The following is a 16,553-nucleotide window of genomic DNA, read 5'->3' as shown; positions in this document are numbered from 1 at the left end:
GCCCTTAATAGAAGGAGGAAGCCTGCGCCCGGCAGCCTTCCTGGTCCTACGGTTGCCGTGTGCCGGCAAATTTCAATTTCAGCTCTTCCTCCACTTCCCGGGGAACAAAATGGGAAACCGGACCGTGAAAACGGGCAATTTCCTTTACGATGCTGGAGCTGAGGAAGGAATACTGCGGCGAAGAAGTCATAAAGAACGTTTCGACTTCTTCATTTAATTTATTGTTCATCGTCGACAACTGCAGCTCGTACTCGAAATCGGAGACTGCCCGAAGTCCCCGGACAATAATATGTACATCTTTAGACTCCATGTAATTGATCAGAAGATCCCGGAACCCGTCCACCTCGACGTTCGGAATGTCCCTTGTTACTTTCGTCAAAAGCTCAATTCGTTCTTCTAGTGAAAACAAAGGATTTTTCGACGTGTTATTCAGTACGGCTACGATTAATTTATCAAAAACTTTGGCCGCCCGGCGGATAATGTCCAAATGGCCGTTCGTCACGGGATCGAAGCTTCCCGGATAAACCGCTATTTTCAATCGTGGTTTTTCCTGATGCACAGCTGTGTCAGCTCCTTCTTCATGTTCGGTTCAGTTCAGCCCGGTGTTTTCAAAAGTGTACAAGGTCACGGCCGTATCCCCGTAATCGGCTCGCCGCTGCATGACAAAACCCTCGAAAACCTCCGGAAGCTTATCCGCGGCGTCATGTTCCACCACGATCGTCGCCCCCTGCTCGAGCAGTCCCAATCCTTTCATCTTTTGCATAAGTTCTCCGGTAATTTTAAACCGGTAAGGCGGGTCCAGGAAAACAAGCCCGAACTGCTTACCCCGTTTTTCCAGAGCTTTCAGTGCCCGTCCCGCATCATTGCGGTATATTTCCGCACGATCCGTCAATCCGGTAACCTCCAGATTGTGGCGCACGGTATCCAGACTTTTTTTCTCCAGGTCGATAAATATGCATGTGTCCAGCCCTCGGCTCAAAGCCTCTATCCCAAGGCCGCCGGTACCGGCGAACAGATCCAGCCCCTCGCCCCCCTCAAAGTAAGGCCCGATCATCGAAAAGATCGCCTCCTTGACCTTATCGGTCGTCGGACGCGTGCTCATCCCGGGTACGGCTTTTAAAGAACGGCCCCGGGCGCTTCCAGAAATCACTCTCATACGCTGAATTCCCCACTGTCATGTTCTTGTCGGTTTTCTGTTATCGTACCACAATCTTTGTTCGTTGCACAAAAAGGCTTGAAAAAAATTTCCTGTCTGGGTATAGCCTGTCTTTTTTTCGGATATCCTTGAATTATCGACATCAAAAGTGTCGTAGACAACCGCGGAGAAGACTTACGTTTCCCCATAAGCTCTTCGTCCGGTTTCTCCTCTCCCATGAAAGGCCCTCGTAGTGATACGGGGGCCGATTTTTATTTATAAGTCCATATAAATCAAGGGTTTTACTCATTCTTAATTTTATTTTATTTTTCAAAATCCTCATAAGGTGGCAAAAAAGGCGGCAAGTCATTTGTTTTTCTGCTGTGCCATGCGCTTTTGTTCATATAAAAAATTTTACCGTTTCTTCTATAGATATGCACCTATTTGACAGGGTCGTTTACCTGTTTGAAATAAGCATGATACAATTTACCAGACACCATGAATTTGTCCGCGAAGGAGGTACGTTTCTTTGGCGCTCCGTATCGAGAGGAGCCGCTTGCCTGAACTCCTGGCACAAGCCGGAATGACACAAACTCAACTAGCCCGACGACTCGATGTTTCGGATGCCTTTATCCATAAGGTCGTAAAGGGAATACGGCATTTATCCTTAACCAAATCAAAGGAGGCCGCGATAATCCTGGATTGCACTATTGATGACCTTTATGTATGGGCAGACGAACAAGGTAAGCGGTGGTAGAGCGATTTATGCTCTCTCCATACGGAAATTTTGACCCAATTAGGTCAATTAGTTTACAATTAATGTAATCTATATGATCGTCGGTTGAAAATGAAAAAGAGATTTGATAAAGGCGAACTCGGCGGCCACATGATCTTCTTTGGCCTATTGTTTTACGTAGCTGTCCTATTCTTCCTCTTTTGTTGAGGTGGAACGAATAAAATAGATAGAGGTGTGTCACTTGCCATACATTATTATTCGGTCAAATCGAGTAGTAGCCGAATGTCTGACCGAACTTGAAGCACAAGAATATATAAGGAAAACCAGTGAACCGGAGAAATATTCAATCTTTCGATTCGTCCCTCGGAAGTGATGCAGAAAAAAAGCTCCCGGCCATTAGGCACGGGGGTATCTTCGCTATAATACAGAAAGTCTCAAATCATATGGATATAATTCCCTGCATCTGGTAAACTAGCAATTGTATTTTAAATATGGTTTACGTTCATAGGGGGAGAAAATGAAGAAGATTCTTTTTGTATCCGTCGCCGCCCTGGTTTTAGCCGCTGGCTGCAGTTCAGAACAACCGGCTAAAACCTCATCACAGACAACAACACCGACTGCTAGTACCGCTCCTAGCGAAACTCCTAAAGCGACTCCGGAAACTACAACAAAACCTACCGAAGCTCCTAAAGCTAAAGAGGGCGAGTATACGGCTGGAGACTTTAAAATTACGGGAGTATCCGTAAAAGAATCGGCCGGAATGTGGATGGTAACGGCTAAAGTACAAAATACCGGAGATAAAGATATTCAAGCAGCCATTCTGAGTGCAGTACTTTATGATAAAGACGAAAAACGTCTAGGGATCGCACAAGGCGGCGTTGAAGGGATGAAAAAAGGTGAAAGCAAAACTGTTCAGTTCGTATCTATTGATAAGCTGGACGGTTATAAAAAAGTTGAGTTCCAAGTTGACACTTCAATCTAAAAATCCCCCCGGCCTAATGGCACGGGGGTTTTACTTTCATTCAGACTGTAAAGTAAACCGCCGGAAAGATTGGTTATAGTTAAAGCTTCCATGTAAATTAAAATCCCCGCTCCGTATGATAGAAATCATTCAAATAATCTTACGAGGTGACCAATTTGAGCGAAGGCACTATTCGAACCATTGATTTTAACGACACCGGGCTCGTACGCAGCCTGTATGAATTACAACGGGAATCTTACTTAATTGAAGCTAAACTTATTAATTTCTATGAAATTCCGCCGTTAAAAGAAACTTTCGAGGAGTTTCAGGCATGCGGCGAACAATTTAGAGGCTATTTCCTCGATAATCAGCTTGCCGGGGCCGTTTCCTGCACGGTCGAAGAAGAAACGGTTACGATTTGCCGGATGGTCGTCCACCCGGATCATTTCAAAAAAGGCATCGCCCAGCAGCTCTTAAACACACTGGAGTCCGACATGGGCCACGTCTCGCTATTTAAAGTAGCGACGGGAAAGGACAATGTTCCGGCGAAAAATCTTTATGCCAAAAACGGTTACAAGCATGACCGGGATCTGGAAGTCGCGCCGGATTTTTATATTAGCCTCTTTCAAAAGGCGGTCCGTTGAGTCGTTTCCGGACGTCCCGGACCGGCCTTTACGCCCCTGCAACAACCGCAAACCACAAACAGAACAACCGCCTCGCTAAGCGGGGCGGTTTGTTTTTCTCCTATGCACGAACGGGCCTATCCGAACAGATGCCGCGCTTCTTTCGTGTTTTCCTCCACGATACGGTAGGTAGACCTTCCCATGTACAAAGGAATTTGAAGCTTGCCCAAATCAGGCAGCCCGTTGTCCAAGAACAATTCTTCATCCTTATACCGCTGAAGAATTTCTCCGGCAATCCATTCATGGTCCCCGTAAGTCCGGATATCCATGACTCTGCACTCGTAAGCATAATACGCATCCCTCAAAACAGGAATATCCGCCGCAAGTCCGTTGTCATAAGCAATGCCCAGCTCCTTGTACTTGTCCATATCTCTTCCACTGAACGTTCCCACCGCCTGTATGAGCTCCGACTTCGAACTCGGAAGAAAATGAACACCGAATACGCCGCTCTTCTCTATCAGCGAGTAAGTATGCGTCTCTTTTCTCAAAGAAATTCCATATATGCCGGGAGAGGAGCCTATGTAGGTGTGCCACCCGGAAGCCATCACATTTTGCCGGCCTCCATAGCGTGAAGTCACGACGGCCACCATCCCGGGATAACTGTACCAGGCCTGATCATCCGTAGGTGTTCTCATACTAATCCCCTTTTCGGTATCAGCCGCCGCTTGCAAGCAGACCTTTGCCGATGCTTCCGCAAACGGTTACGGCAGTTTTTTGACACCCATCACATGATCAAGCGGGATAAATCCGATGTTGCGGCTGTCCCAACTGTCGTTGCGGTTATCTCCCATCACGAAAACATGACCTTCGGGCACCGTCCATTTCTTATCCGAAACGAACTGCATCGTTTCTTTCAAATACGGCTCGGACAGCACCTGTCCGTTCCGGTATACCTGATGATCTTTGAATTCCAGGACGTCCCCCGCTTTACCGATCACCCTTTTGACGAAAAAAGTCTTCTCTTTCGCGCTGCCTGCAATCCATTGTATAACCGGCTGCTCCATAAAGCTGTCCTTAAACGTGCGGGGACGGTCCACCCGGCTGTCGATCACGACGATGTCCCCGTATGCCGGTTCCTGGGCAAAGGTATGCGTCAGCTTCGAGATGTAAATGCGCTGTTCATCCTGAAGCGTGGGATCCATGGAATGTCCGTCGACTTTGTAAGGCTGAAAAACGAAAATACCGATAAACAGAACGAGAGCGAACGAAATGCCGATGGAACCGGCCCAACCCAATACTTCCCTGACTATTTTCACCCAAACATCTTCCTTTCCACACCTTATTTCCTAAATTATACCACGCCATGATGCGACTTGCGAAAAAAGGCTTCTTTGAACGTCCACTGTCCGCCCCATCTGTTTCCATTGATTTCGCCCGCTCCCCGGTGTATAATTGTAGCAACTTAAAATTGCAGTTCCCGGAGGAGCCTGTCACCAAGGCCTTGCTATGTCTACATAGCGGGTTTTGGTAGCGGGCTCTTTTTGCATGCTTTTACGAATTCCGGGACTACAATAAGACAACAAGGAGTGTGAGGCGGCACGTGCTAATTTTTCAACTGGCTATTATTCTGCTCGCATCGAAACTGGCTGGGGATATCAGTGTAAGGCTGGGTCAGCCTTCGGTTCTGGGAAAGCTTCTTATCGGGATTGTGCTGGGACCGAATCTTCTCGGACTTGTGACGAATACGGATGTGCTGCAGGAAATCAGTCAAATCGGGGTCATTCTGCTAATGTTCATCGCAGGTCTCGAAACCGATACGGAGGAGTTTAAACGTACGGGCAAAGCCTCCGGTTACGTCGGGGTTGCCGGCATTATCGTCCCGTTCGGCCTCGGTTATCTCGCCGGCATCCTGCTGAATCAATCTCCGCTGGAAGCTTCGTTTCTCGGTCTTCTCCTGTCCGCGACCAGCGTCAGCATCTCGGTCCAAGCGCTCAAGGAGATGGGCAAACTGAAATCCAGAGAAGGAACGACGATCCTCGGGGCGGCCGTCATCGACGATGTGCTGGTCATTATCGCGCTTGCTTTTCTGATGAGCATGGCGGGCGGAGACGTAAATCTGGGCATGATTGTCGTGAAAAAGGTCGTTTTCTTCGCGGCGGCTCTTCTGCTCGCCTGGAAGGCAGTCCCTTGGATTCTGAAAAAGTTCGCTCCTCTGCGCGTTACGGAGACTGTAATCACCGCCGCTCTCATCATTTGCTTCGGTTACGCTTATTTGGCGGAATATGCCGGAGTTGCGGCCATTATCGGCGCTTATATCGCCGGCGTGGCCATCAGCCTGACGAACTACAAGCACGAAGTGTTCGAAAAAGTGGAGACGATCGGCTACTCCATCTTCGTTCCCGTTTTCTTTACGTCCATCGGAGTTACCGTACAATTTCAGGGAATCTCCTCATCGATCGGGCTTATCGTGATCCTCAGTCTTCTTGCCATCGCGACGAAACTGGCCGGTTCCGCAATCGGCGCCAGACTCGCCGGATTCAAGTGGCGCAGTTCACTGGCCATCGGCGCGGCCATGGTATCCCGCGGCGAAGTCGCCTTGATCATTGCCGCCATCGGTCAGGAGTCCGGGCTGCTTTCCGCAGAAATGTTCGCGGTTATCGTCGTGGTCGTTCTCGTGACCACTATCGTCACTCCGCCGATGATGAAGCTCTTTTTCAGCGAAAAGAGCGCCCCTGCCGCGGCACACCATTCCGCCGAGTAACCTGCGTCTGACAAAAAAAACGCCTCTCAGCCCGATAAAATTGGCTGGGAGGCGTTTTTGCACACCGCACGCAAGTTTCCGCTTACGCGGCGCAGCGGCGCATGACCGGGCACCCGCATGCGTTTTGGCGAATGCCTGTGATTTGCCCTTAGCTTCACGAAGTCTCGCATAACGCGCGGCGTGAAGCCGGGGAAACGTTCCGGCTCTCCACGATCTCGAAGTGATAGATCGTGTTCCGGGTGAGCACCCGGAACTCCGAACCGTCCCGGTCGATGGCTTGAACCCGGGTTGTCTGGAAAGACCGGAAATCGTCCACACGGCAGAGTACCATGGAACTTCCCACTTCCGTGGGCTTCATTTCTTGCAGGATGGTTCCGAGCATTTGATCGTATCGGAATGAGGTGGCGCGTTTAGGCGTCAACCCGTCATTTTCGTAAATTTGCAGCAATTTAAGGTAGCTCATCGTCGTCCCTCCTCATTTGAAGGTATGCCCGCAGCCCTTATTCTATCCGGTTTAAGTTCCGGTAAATATAGGCAGACGAACGGTAAAAGACGTTCCCTGACCCGCTTCGCTTGTGACCCGGACACTTCCGTTGTGGGCCTCCACATACTGTTTGACCAGCGCCATCCCGAAGCCCAGCCCCGGTTCGGAAGCCGCGGCGGCCGACGGATAAGCGGTCCGGTAAAAGCGCTCGAACAGATGCGGAATCTCGTCGTGCGCAAGGCCGGCTCCGTCGTCACGGACGGTGACGGTCACTTCCAGATCGTTGACGGTGACCGATACGGAGGCCGACGAACGAGCCAGCCGTACGGCGTTCCCGAGCAGATGGCCGAACGCCTGCTCCAGCTTGTGGCGGTCGCCGTAAAGGCTGACCTCTCTGGACGGCGAGTAGCGCAGCTCGATGCCCGAGACGCGCGCTTCCGCCTCCAGGCGGGCGATCAGCGGATCAAGGCTCGCCCGCAGCGAGAACCACTGCCGCTCCAGCTCCAGATGGCCGGATTCGGCGAGCATGAGCTGCTGCATGTCGTTCACGAGCGCCGACATGCGGCTGACTTCCTCGAAGAGTACCGCCGCCTTATCGGTCGTCAGTCTCTTCTCTTCGATCTGCGCCTGCTCCAGGCTGGAGCGGAGCACCGTAAGCGGACGCCTGAGCTCCTGGGTCAGATCCGCGACCATGCGCGGCCTCACGGTTTCCATCTGCCTCAGCTTGTCCTCGATGCCCGTAAGCAGGGCATCGATTTCCGCCGTTCTGGCGTGTATGTCCGTGCCGCCGTTTTCTTTGCCCCGCCTGAAGGAGGGCTCCGATCCGTCTTCCCTCGCCAGAACGGCAAGACGGAAGAGGATACGGTCGAGCACCGCTCGAAGCCGGTTGTCCCCCCGTTTCAGATAGAGGCCGGCTGCAGCTCCGACGAGCAGGGAGCCCGCCAGAACGGCGGCCCAAAACGGCGGCTCCGGATGATGGAATGGCGAGGCGGGCAAACTATAATAACCCAGAGTCCGGCTGCCATCCTTAACGGTTCGCAGGTCAATGCGGCCGGCTGCAGGGTCTTCCTTATCGGAAGAAGACGATGCGGCCGCGTCGAAGAGCAGCTTCTGATCGGCATTGTACAAGCGAAGACCGACTTCTCCGGCTAAGCGCTGCGGGTCTGAATCTTCTTTTAACTGTTTAATTACGGAAGACCAATTTTTATCGACACCATACATGGCGTTTAAATACGAATCCCAGAACAGATGGTTCCGGCTGTTTGCCTTCTGCTGCTCCGTCCAGAGAAAAGCGTACGCTTGTCCGATTAGGATGCAGGCGGTCAGCAGGCCCAGCAGGGAGCCGATCCATACCGGTTTTCTATGTTGGTTTATCGTCGTTCTCATCTACACCCTCCGCAACTATACCTGCTTTTTTCATTGTAGCACATCGGGATAGCGTTTTGCTTCTTTTCCGGCAGAGCGCTCCGTTTTTTGCAAACAGTATCATTGACTTTTTTATACATACAGCTTAATATTTATATAGTTTAAATAATAACTAGTGAAAACAATTTTGTGAATCTGAAAGGAGGAGACTTTCTTCCGTGCTTGATAACGAAGATTACGTAGCCCGGATTTTGCGGGCTACTATGTCCTTTTACCGACGGATCGGGCCTCAGATGTCTCATTTTAAAGAAATGGGGCTGACCGGTCCGCAATTTCACGTACTGAACTGGATCTCGGAGACCGGGCCGGGTAAAATCACCCAGTTGGCCGAAATGATGGAAGTGAAGCCCAGCGCCATTACCGTCATGATCGACCGGATGGAACAGAACAAGTTTGTCGTCCGGCATCACGATGAGAACGACCGCCGTGTCGTAATGGTATCCCTTACGGAACACGGACAGAGCGTGCTCAAAGAAGCGAAGCTTAAATCTTTCGAAGTCATTAAGCAGTATTATTCGCGGCTTGACCCGGACGAGCTGGAGTCGCTGATGAAAATTTCCGAGAAGCTGCAAAATATCGCCGGAAATGAAGATGACAACAACGGAAAATGCTGTAAATCATAGAGAAATGGAGTTTAAACAATGGGAGAACCACTTAAACTGGAGCAAGACGGGCAAGAAATGACCAAACACCGGGGCATGCTGATAGCGGGTCTGATTATCGCCATGCTTTTCGGAGCCCTGGAAGGAACGATCGTAGGCACGGCTATGCCGCGGATCGTCGGAGAGCTGGGCGGTCTCGGTTATATGACATGGCTGACTACCGCCTACATGCTGACTTCCACCGCAGTTGTGCCGATCGCCGGTAAACTGGCCGACCTTCTGGGCCGCCGCGTCATTTATGTGACGGGACTTATCATATTCATGGTGAGCTCGGCGCTTTGCGGAACAACGGACAGCATGACTCAGCTTATCGTATACCGCGGCATCCAAGGTATCGGCGGCGGTATTATGATGCCGATGGCGATGATTATCATCGGGGACTTGTTCACGGGCAAAGAGCGCGCCAAATGGCAGGGCGTTTTCGGCGGCCTCTACGGGCTCGCTTCCGTAATCGGCCCGCAAATCGGCGGCTGGATCGTGGACGGCCTCAACTGGAGATGGGTGTTTTACATCAATCTGCCCGTCGGGATTATCGCCGTTATCTTTATCGCCATGGGCCTCAACAAGCACAAAACACAGGGGCCCGTCAAGTTCGACGTAGCCGGCATGTTCACCATGATTGTCGGGGTCGTCAGTCTTCTGCTCGGTCTCAGCTTCGGGGGCAGCGAGTACCCGTGGCTGTCCTGGCAGATTATCGGCCTGTTCGTTCTCGCCGTTATCGCCATCACTGCTTTCATTGTGATCGAATCCCGCACGGAGGAAGCGATCCTTCCGGTGCGATTGTTTAAAAACCGTACGTTCACCGTGCTCAACGGTATCGGCTTCCTGATGAGCATCGGCATGTTCGGCGCTATTATTTTCGTGCCGCTCTTCATGCAGGGGGTTGTCGGTGTCAGCGCCTCGGCGTCCGGCACCATCATGACCCCCATGATGATCACCATGATCATCGCCAGTATCATCGGCGGGCAGATCGTCTACAAAATCGGGCCGAAAGTCCAGATCAGCATCGGCATGATCGTGATGGCCGCGGGATTCCTTCTGCTGACGACAATGAGCATTGATACGACGAAGCTTACCGCTACCTTGATTATGTTCGTAATCGGTCTTGGCATGGGGCTTGTGATGCCGATCCTGACACTCGTTCTCCAGGAATCGTTCCCGAAATCGGAACTAGGGGTCGTCACCTCGTCAAGTCAGTTCTTCCGTTCCATCGGCGGAACGTTCGGGATGACCATCCTCGGGGCGATTATGAACCATAAATCGAACAGCCAGTTGACGGATACGCTTGTCCCCGTGCTGCAAAAGCTGCCCGAACAGGCGAAGGAACTGGTGGCCAAATTTACGGAAATGATTCATACGAATCCGCAAGGACTGTATACGTTCCTGTTCAGCCCGGAAGCCATGAAGGAGATGCCCGCGGAGTTCTTGAAGATCATTGCTCCGATTCTGAAAAATTCGCTCGTCTCTTCTCTGCATTCCGTCTACTTGTTCGCGCTGATTTTCATCGTACTGGGAGCCGTGCTGACGGTTGCCGTACCGACAATCAAACTGACCGAACGGAAAAAAGCCGAGCCGGCCGGAAAATCCGAACCCGCCGCGGAGTAAAATCTATCGAAAAAGCCGGGATCCTTCACATGAGGATCCCGGCTTTTTCATTGTTTACGGGCGGCTGAGCGCTCCCTGTAGAGTAGGGCCAGACAGGCTGGCCTGAACTAGAGCCCGGGGCTCACCGATCCCCGAGCCGGCTAACCGGTCGAACGGGCAACCGCCCCAAAGATGACGAGCTAGCCCTCCGGGTCGGTCCCGGAATCCGGGAACGGCGCTTCCTCCCCGCCTGTCCGGAGAGACTCGATGCGGTCCCGCAAAGAACGGATCGCACCCATGCGATCCGGCGCCCCTTCCGGACCGCCCTCCTCCGGTCCGGCGATCAGCCGGGCGAGCCGAAGCTCCAGACGGCGGATTTCATCGCTCCGCGGACTCGGAGGCGCCGAGGCGTCGCTTTGATCGCGATCCGCATACTCGGCGTACGTCCCCCGGAAAAATTCCGGCGCACCGTCCGGCGGATGAAGCATCAGCAGCCGGTTGGCCGTCCTGCGGATCAGATAGCGGTCATGGGAAACGACGGCCAGCGCTCCCGGAAAGCGCTCCAGCGCCGCCTCAATCTGCTCCCGCGTGTCGATGTCCAGGTAGTTCGTCGGCTCGTCGAGCACGAGAAGATTGGCCCCGCTGAAATACAAGCGGAGAAATGCCGCCCGGCACCGCTCTCCCATGCTCAGGTCCGACAGCTTTTTGAAAGCGGCGTCGGCCGGAAACAGGAAGCAGCCGAGAATCGTGCGGGCCGCCGTCTCCGTCATGGACGGAAGCACAAGCAGGGTGTCCAGCAGCGTCTCCTCTCCCGCCAGCCCTTCTAGCTCCTGCGAGAAGTACCCGGTGCGCAGACGCGGATGATGGACGACTTCCCCGCTGTCCGGCTCTATCCGTCCGAGCAGGAGTTTGAGCAGCGTAGACTTGCCCGCTCCGTTGGGTCCGAGTACCGCGAGCCGGTCGCCGCGCTCCATCGTCACGTTCAGGCCTTCGAATAAGGGCATCTCGCCGAAGGCCAGCCGTAGGTTCTCCGCCCGCAGCAGCGTCCGGGCGGCAAAGTCCTCCCCGGCCAGTTCCATATTCAGCCTGGGCCCGCCGCGCGGTTTATCCACCTGCTCGGCTTCCAGCCGCTCCAGCTCTCTCTCCTTCGCTTTGAAGCGGGATCTGTTTTTGTTGGCTTTGGCAAGATAGAAGCTCTTCGTAACGCCGACTTCCACTTTCGTTGCCGCCCGGTGCGCCTGCTGAAACCACTGCTTGTAATTGCGGATGCATTCTTCCAGCTCCCGCCGGGCGCGCTGCTGCTTCTTGTACAGCCCTTCTTGCGTGCGCATTTCAAGTTCTTTCTGCGTCTTGTACGCCGAGTACCCGCCGCTGTAGCGGACGGTTCCTTTTTCCGTTAATTCATAGAGGGAAGTCGCCGTACGATCGAGAAACTCGCGGTCGTGGGACACAAACAGGATGGTGCCCGGGTACGCCCGCATCCACTGCTCCAGCCATTCCAGCGACTCGCTGTCCAAATGATTCGTGGGCTCGTCGAGCAGCAGAAGCTTGGGCGAGGACACCATCAGCGCGGCGAGCTGCGCGCGCGTCTTCTGTCCGCCGCTCAGCCGCAGGAACGGGATCCGCCAACATTCGGGTCCCATTTTGAGCTGCTGCAGGCGTTTCTCGACTTCGACTTCCCAGTCGTAGCCGCCGAGCCTCGCATAGCGCTCCATAAGCTCGCCGTAAGCCTCGTATGCGCTCTCCCCGCCCTTCGCTCCGGCCGGCTCTTCCTCGGCCATACGGGCCTCTAGCTCGCGGATTCCGGTCTTAAGCGTATGCAGATCGGGATTGCTGTACGCTTGAACATACTCCAGCGTCTCCGTTTGCGGGTCCACCTCCGCCTGCTGACGCATCCAGCCCCATTCCGCCGCAGGCAGCCGGCGCTCGACGCTTCCTTGATCCGGCTGCAAATCGCCCGTCAGCAGCCGGAAGAAGGTCGATTTCCCCGTGCCGTTCCGGCCGAAAAGCGCCACCCGGTCTCCTTCGTAAATTTCGATGCCGGCGTTCTCGAATAAGGTCCGTCCGTTCCATTCCTTCATAAGACCTACCGCTTTAACTAATAAAGTCATACTCGTTTCCTCCTAAGGCGAGCCCGCGGAAAAGCCGCAGGCGGGCGCCTGCGGCTCAGTAGAAACGAGAGAAAACGGATATCGGGCGATGTTGACGATTCCGATTGGAGCGGAATAAACGATGAAAACCTACGCCGCCTTAACCCTACTTTCCTTGAGGGAGCGGCTGCAGAGCCGTTCCTCCGGCAAGACGGGAGTTGACGGTACCGGGCGGCCCGCCGGAAGTTCGGGAGGCATCCATGCCTCGGGCGATGTATCCGGCTTCCGGCTGCCGGATAGACGTACAGCCGGAAAAGAAGCGCCGCACGATCGGTGCGCATACATACGCATGGCAATCCCGACGAATCGGCGGCCTATCATCGTTATTCACGTGCTTTCGTTCGGAGGAGTCCATCCCGCCGGACATACGGATCCCATCGCCTTCTGCTGCCGCAGGGCGCCCTGTCGCTTGTCAATTTGTCGTTCAAGCCGGGTACATGGAATCGTCATGTCAGTGCTTCATGTCGGGATGGTTACCTCCGCTTTCGTCAGATTGTTTCCAGTCTATCGCTGCGCGGCCCGTGTCGCAAGGGATATTTTCATTATAATCCAACTTTCCGCACCTCTACCCATGTGCCGCCATGGCCTTGCCGGGCCCGGCAGGCTGCGCGCCACGCTGCCGCAGATCCGCATCGAGCGTGCGGTACCGGGTACGCCTGCGGCCGAAAGTCATGCTCTTCCCAAGGACCGGTACTGTACAATGGCCGCGCCGCACGGTATTTACACGGTTCGGGCTTGTGCGGGCCAGTTCAGACCGATTCAAACTTGCCGCACTTGCTCCGGCTTGTTCGCTCCGGCTCTTCCGGCTTGCCCGGGCCGCTTCTTACAGCAGCCACCCTTCCTGTACGGGGCTGTCTGGCGGCACGATCGGTTCGATCAGCTGCGGACTGTCATTGCGCACGTTCCCGACCAGCTGCGAAACGGGGTACGCTTCCATCTCTGCGGCTGGATAGGCCCGGAGCAATGACAGCAGATCGGCGGGGTCCTGAACCTGCCGGTCCAGCCAGAAAGCCTCGTCCTCCCGCCGCAGAATGACCGGCATCCGGTCATGAATATCCGCCACGAGCGGGTTAGGCGCCGTCGTCAGCACCGTACAGGTGCTGACGCGCCGGCCGTCGGGCGAAAGCCAGGTGTCGTAGAGGCCGGCCATCGCAAACAAACCGCCGTCTTTCAACCGGATTCGCATCGGCTGCTTAAGTCCCCCCTCCCGCTTCCATTCGTAAAAACCGTCAGCCGGAATAAGGCACCGCTTGCGGCGCAGCGGGATGCGGTAAGCGGGTTTGTCAGCCGCCGTTTCCGCGCGGGCGTTCAGCATTTTGGCGCCGACGCTTTCTTCCTTGGCCCACTCGGGAATCAATCCCCATTTCAGCTCGCCGATCCGGTTATTCCGGCCGTCGTTCACGACGGCAAGCACCATCTGGCCGGGAGCTACGTTATATTTCGGTCTATGATAAGGAATGCCCGGCGCATCGAAAAGGCCGAAGCGGGCCATAAGCTCCTCTACCGTTACCGTGATCGTATACCGTCCGCACATGGACATTTCCTCCTTATTCATACAAGTTATGTACAGCCTAATACAACGAGGGGTTTAATTCAAATAAAAAGCGAATCGGCCGCGGGGACCAAATTCTGGGCATCCCTTTCATTTAGAAACATCTGTAGTGTCCGGCAGGCACTCGTGTATCAAAAGACACATCCCATCCGCCGGGCGGAAAGTGTATGTGTCTTTTCGTTCTTTTGGCATCCGTGCGAAAGCCCCCCCGTCCCGTTTTCCCGTAAGTCAACCTGCATGTTCGCGCGTTCTTTCGGCTCCGGCGGATTTATCCGGCCCGCCTTCTTCCAGCCAGCCGATAAACAAGGTGGCGAAGTGAGGGTCCCATTGCGCGCCCCTTCCTTCTTTCAAAATGGACAGCGCCTTCTCCGCGGACATGCCTTTGCGGTAGGGGCGGTCCGAGGTCATTGCGTCATAAGCGTCGGCAATCGCAATCACCCGGCCAAAAAGCGGAATATCCAGACCCTTGAGACCGTCCGGATAGCCCCGGCCGTCAAACCGCTCGTGATGGGAACGGACTCCCGGCAGGAACGGAGCCATCAAGCTCTGCGGCTCGATCTGCCGCAGGATTCGTTCTCCCAGTGCGGGGTGCATCTGAATTTGGGCAAACTCGTCGTCCGTGAGCCTCCCCTCTTTTAACAGCACGGTGTCGCTGATTCCGATTTTGCCGATGTCATGCAGCAGCGCCGTTTTGCGCAGTTCCTCCAGGTCGTGTTCGGAGAACCCGGCCAGACTGCCGATCCGGACGGAATAGCCCGCGACCCTTTCGGAGTGTCCGGCCGTGTACGCGTCTCTGGCATCCAGTGCGGCGGCCAGCGCGGCAAAATAGCCCGAAATCAATTCGTGGTTGATCCGGTCCCGCTCCCGGAGTCCTTCCACCATGTGATTAAAGCCCGCCACCAGGCGCGAAAACTCGTCGGGATAAAGATCCGGCGCATAGATAGCCAGATTTCCGGCCCGGACTTCTCCCATGACTTTATGGATCTGGCCGATGGGATGCTCGATATCCCGGGAAAGCAGCCAGGCGCCGAGCGAAGCGAACAGAATGCCGAGCAGAATAATCGCGGCATCCCAATTCCAGTAATCCTTCAGCAAAGACGTATCCTCCCGGACCAGCCGGAGCTGAACGGTCAAATAATACAGGAAAAGCGGAAAGGCACCGATCAGAAACGCGCTCCACTGGAACTTTTTCCGGATCGAAAACAACACTTTGCCGTCCAGGGACACCTCCGCGCCGTGCAGGCGCAGGGCAAGATCGTGCGAATGCCGGAGCGCCGGACGGATGGAATAGGCGGTCAGAAAAAATTCAATCATCGCATGCATGCACGCCACAAGCAAAGCGCCGAGAACGGCGAGCGTCAAGTCAAAATAACTGATCTCCAGCATACCCATACGGATCGCACCTACGGCCAGCGCGACGGCAGGCAGAACCATTCCGAACAAGTGCGGTCCGAAAATTCGTCTGACCGCCAGCACCGGGAGCCGGTGAAGACGTATATAAGCTTCCTTTATTTCGTCGAGAGCGGGACTATGTTTGAGAAAAACCGTACGGACCGGCCTCATCTGACGGGCAAATACGGTCAGTTCGGCCACTATCATCACAAGGAGCGAAACACCCAGGATAACCAGCATGACGGACATTTCGCGGCTCGTCGCCCGCAGTGTGGAATAGATCAGAACGCTGCCTACTCCCAGCACCGCAATGGCGGAGCCGATCAGATAATTGCGAAGCAGAGCCAACAGAAGCCGCCGGTATGTATATGTTCGCAAGATGCGTCCCCTCTCCCAATTAAATGACTTATTACTCTCTTTATATTGTACATGATCTCTTTTTTACCGCTGTGCGCAAAAGGACCGCTAAACTGGACAATTCCACTCAAAAATTCCAAATAATTCTCTTCTTGAAAATCGAATATATGTTCGGTATCCTGAATATACTACATAAGAACGTATGTTTCCATACCCAAGGAGTGAGACATCATGCAGCCGCCTTTGCAAACCCGTGACGATTCGTTGCTCGTTAAGCGGTATGTGCTGCTTCCGGTTCTGTTAGACGTACTGGAGAAAAACATTTCGCTGCTGGAAAGCTCCGGCAAACTTCCGGAACCGCTGATCGGCCATCTTCGCCTGATCCAAGATCGCGTCACGGCCGACATGGCTTTTTTGCGCAAGCAGTTCCGCCAGCGGGGCATCCGGATTTACGAGGAAAGGCGCACCACAGAAGGGTTGAACGTCGCTTACATATGCCGCGGGTATCACCACCGGTTTTCTTTGCTCTGGCGGCTGATCCGCGCCGAAATCGTTACCGCGCTGGAGGTGTACCTGGATCCTGCCGCCGGGTCCGACACCGCAAACACCGGGCAGGCAAACATTACCGGTTGTTAACCGAATGAATGTTCGTGTATGTTTAAATTCAGACACGAACACAAGTTCCCTTTATTCGCATTCACTTTCTCATTCCGACAAAATGGCAGGTGTTA

18 protein-coding genes are annotated in these 16,553 nt (G+C 54.0%); 7 read left to right on the top strand and 11 right to left on the bottom strand.

All coding sequences use genetic code 11. From position 1 onward, the window contains the following. Positions 1–46: 46 nt before the first annotated feature. Together coaD and rsmD are read right to left on the bottom strand one after the other, a co-directional pair. Entirely contained in the window at positions 47–559 is a 513-nt protein-coding gene (coaD, locus tag PCH01S_RS21170) for a pantetheine-phosphate adenylyltransferase (protein WP_042232783.1), read from the bottom strand. Between the two features lie 30 nt (positions 560–589). Further along, on the bottom strand, positions 590–1,156 hold the full coding sequence (gene rsmD / locus PCH01S_RS21165) for a 16S rRNA (guanine(966)-N(2))-methyltransferase RsmD (RefSeq protein ID WP_042232781.1): 567 nt from the start codon (positions 1,154–1,156) through the stop codon (positions 590–592). Positions 1,157–1,664: 508 nt separating this feature from the next. Here rsmD and PCH01S_RS31765 point away from each other — a divergent pair. The 3 genes from PCH01S_RS31765 (at position 1,665) to PCH01S_RS21145 (ending at position 3,476) form a co-directional block, all read left to right on the top strand. Next, complete coding sequence (locus tag PCH01S_RS31765) at positions 1,665–1,892, top strand: helix-turn-helix transcriptional regulator (protein WP_042232775.1); 228 nt, start codon at positions 1,665–1,667, stop codon at positions 1,890–1,892. A gap of 496 nt (positions 1,893–2,388) precedes the next feature. Next, positions 2,389–2,853, top strand: coding sequence for an FxLYD domain-containing protein (locus tag PCH01S_RS21150; protein ID WP_042232773.1), 465 nt, complete (start codon positions 2,389–2,391; stop codon positions 2,851–2,853). Positions 2,854–3,008: 155 nt separating this feature from the next. Then, complete coding sequence (locus PCH01S_RS21145; RefSeq protein WP_042232769.1) at positions 3,009–3,476, top strand: GNAT family N-acetyltransferase; 468 nt, start codon at positions 3,009–3,011, stop codon at positions 3,474–3,476. 116 nt (positions 3,477–3,592) lie between these two features. Here the strand turns inward: PCH01S_RS21145 and PCH01S_RS21140 are convergent, their stop codons facing one another. Continuing rightward, entirely contained in the window at positions 3,593–4,150 is a 558-nt protein-coding gene (locus tag PCH01S_RS21140) for a flavin reductase family protein (protein ID WP_042232767.1), read from the bottom strand. A 66-nt stretch (positions 4,151–4,216) separates the two neighbouring features. After that, positions 4,217–4,771 (bottom strand): signal peptidase I, encoded by a 555-nt coding sequence (lepB, locus tag PCH01S_RS21135; RefSeq protein WP_042232764.1) that lies wholly within the window; start codon positions 4,769–4,771, stop codon positions 4,217–4,219. Positions 4,772–5,055: 284 nt separating this feature from the next. Between lepB and PCH01S_RS21130 the strand changes: the two genes are divergently transcribed. Continuing rightward, positions 5,056–6,216 (top strand): cation:proton antiporter, encoded by a 1,161-nt coding sequence (locus PCH01S_RS21130; RefSeq protein ID WP_042232762.1) that lies wholly within the window; start codon positions 5,056–5,058, stop codon positions 6,214–6,216. Positions 6,217–6,370: 154 nt separating this feature from the next. Here PCH01S_RS21130 and PCH01S_RS21125 read toward each other — a convergent pair whose 3' ends face one another. Both PCH01S_RS21125 and PCH01S_RS21120 read right to left on the bottom strand, forming a co-directional pair. After that, positions 6,371–6,679 carry a hypothetical protein gene (locus PCH01S_RS21125; RefSeq protein WP_042232760.1) on the bottom strand — a complete coding sequence of 103 codons (309 nt, stop codon included), beginning with the start codon at positions 6,677–6,679 and terminating at the stop codon, positions 6,371–6,373. 51 nt (positions 6,680–6,730) lie between these two features. Then, the gene (locus PCH01S_RS21120) at positions 6,731–8,086 is read right to left on the bottom strand and encodes a sensor histidine kinase (protein WP_042232758.1); all 1,356 of its coding nucleotides are present in this window, start codon (positions 8,084–8,086) and stop codon (positions 6,731–6,733) included. Positions 8,087–8,283: 197 nt separating this feature from the next. Between PCH01S_RS21120 and PCH01S_RS21115 the strand changes: the two genes are divergently transcribed. Together PCH01S_RS21115 and PCH01S_RS21110 are read left to right on the top strand one after the other, a co-directional pair. Next, the gene (locus PCH01S_RS21115; RefSeq protein ID WP_042232757.1) at positions 8,284–8,748 is read left to right on the top strand and encodes a MarR family winged helix-turn-helix transcriptional regulator; all 465 of its coding nucleotides are present in this window, start codon (positions 8,284–8,286) and stop codon (positions 8,746–8,748) included. Between the two features lie 18 nt (positions 8,749–8,766). Further along, a complete protein-coding gene (locus PCH01S_RS21110; RefSeq protein ID WP_042232754.1) occupies positions 8,767–10,392 on the top strand; it encodes an MDR family MFS transporter in 1,626 nt (541 codons plus the stop codon). A 179-nt stretch (positions 10,393–10,571) separates the two neighbouring features. Here PCH01S_RS21110 and abc-f read toward each other — a convergent pair whose 3' ends face one another. The 5 genes from abc-f to PCH01S_RS21090 form a co-directional block, all read right to left on the bottom strand. Then, entirely contained in the window at positions 10,572–12,482 is a 1,911-nt protein-coding gene (abc-f, locus tag PCH01S_RS21105; RefSeq protein ID WP_042232751.1) for a ribosomal protection-like ABC-F family protein, read from the bottom strand. A 145-nt stretch (positions 12,483–12,627) separates the two neighbouring features. Then, complete coding sequence (locus tag PCH01S_RS21100; protein ID WP_042232748.1) at positions 12,628–12,888, bottom strand: hypothetical protein; 261 nt, start codon at positions 12,886–12,888, stop codon at positions 12,628–12,630. A 198-nt stretch (positions 12,889–13,086) separates the two neighbouring features. Continuing rightward, positions 13,087–13,284, bottom strand: a complete 198-nt coding sequence (locus tag PCH01S_RS30615; RefSeq protein ID WP_129112524.1) for a hypothetical protein — start codon at positions 13,282–13,284, stop codon at positions 13,087–13,089. A gap of 60 nt (positions 13,285–13,344) precedes the next feature. Beyond that, the gene (locus tag PCH01S_RS21095; RefSeq protein WP_042232746.1) at positions 13,345–14,055 is read right to left on the bottom strand and encodes an SOS response-associated peptidase; all 711 of its coding nucleotides are present in this window, start codon (positions 14,053–14,055) and stop codon (positions 13,345–13,347) included. A gap of 246 nt (positions 14,056–14,301) precedes the next feature. Next, positions 14,302–15,843: an HD domain-containing phosphohydrolase gene (locus PCH01S_RS21090; protein WP_042232743.1), complete on the bottom strand. Its 1,542-nt coding sequence runs from the start codon at positions 15,841–15,843 to the stop codon at positions 14,302–14,304. 210 nt (positions 15,844–16,053) lie between these two features. Between PCH01S_RS21090 and PCH01S_RS21085 the strand changes: the two genes are divergently transcribed. Continuing rightward, entirely contained in the window at positions 16,054–16,458 is a 405-nt protein-coding gene (locus tag PCH01S_RS21085; protein ID WP_042232741.1) for a hypothetical protein, read from the top strand. Positions 16,459–16,553: the final 95 nt, after the last annotated feature.

This window comes from Paenibacillus chitinolyticus NBRC 15660 (genome assembly GCF_000739915.1).
GTDB lineage: Bacteria > Bacillota > Bacilli > Paenibacillales > NBRC-103111 > Paenibacillus_F > Paenibacillus_F chitinolyticus.
Note: the sequence above shows the minus strand (reverse complement) of the source record. Positions and strands in the feature narration are given on the sequence as shown.

Bases quoted from the DNA above. Each gene is read 5' to 3' on its own strand.
- rsmD (WP_042232781.1), bottom strand. From the start codon at position 1,156: ATGAGAGTGATTTCTGGAAGCGCCCGGGGCCGTTCTTTAAAAGCCGTA.
- PCH01S_RS21150 (WP_042232773.1), top strand. From the start codon at position 2,389: ATGAAGAAGATTCTTTTTGTATCCGTCGCCGCCCTGGTTTTAGCCGCT.
- PCH01S_RS21140 (WP_042232767.1), bottom strand. From the start codon at position 4,150: ATGAGAACACCTACGGATGATCAGGCCTGGTACAGTTATCCCGGGATG.
- PCH01S_RS21125 (WP_042232760.1), bottom strand. From the start codon at position 6,679: ATGAGCTACCTTAAATTGCTGCAAATTTACGAAAATGACGGGTTGACG.
- PCH01S_RS21120 (WP_042232758.1), bottom strand. From the start codon at position 8,086: ATGAGAACGACGATAAACCAACATAGAAAACCGGTATGGATCGGCTCC.
- PCH01S_RS21110 (WP_042232754.1), top strand. From the start codon at position 8,767: ATGGGAGAACCACTTAAACTGGAGCAAGACGGGCAAGAAATGACCAAA.
- abc-f (WP_042232751.1), bottom strand. From the start codon at position 12,482: ATGACTTTATTAGTTAAAGCGGTAGGTCTTATGAAGGAATGGAACGGA.
- PCH01S_RS21100 (WP_042232748.1), bottom strand. From the start codon at position 12,888: ATGTCCGGCGGGATGGACTCCTCCGAACGAAAGCACGTGAATAACGAT.
- PCH01S_RS21095 (WP_042232746.1), bottom strand. From the start codon at position 14,055: ATGTGCGGACGGTATACGATCACGGTAACGGTAGAGGAGCTTATGGCC.
- PCH01S_RS21085 (WP_042232741.1), top strand. From the start codon at position 16,054: ATGCAGCCGCCTTTGCAAACCCGTGACGATTCGTTGCTCGTTAAGCGG.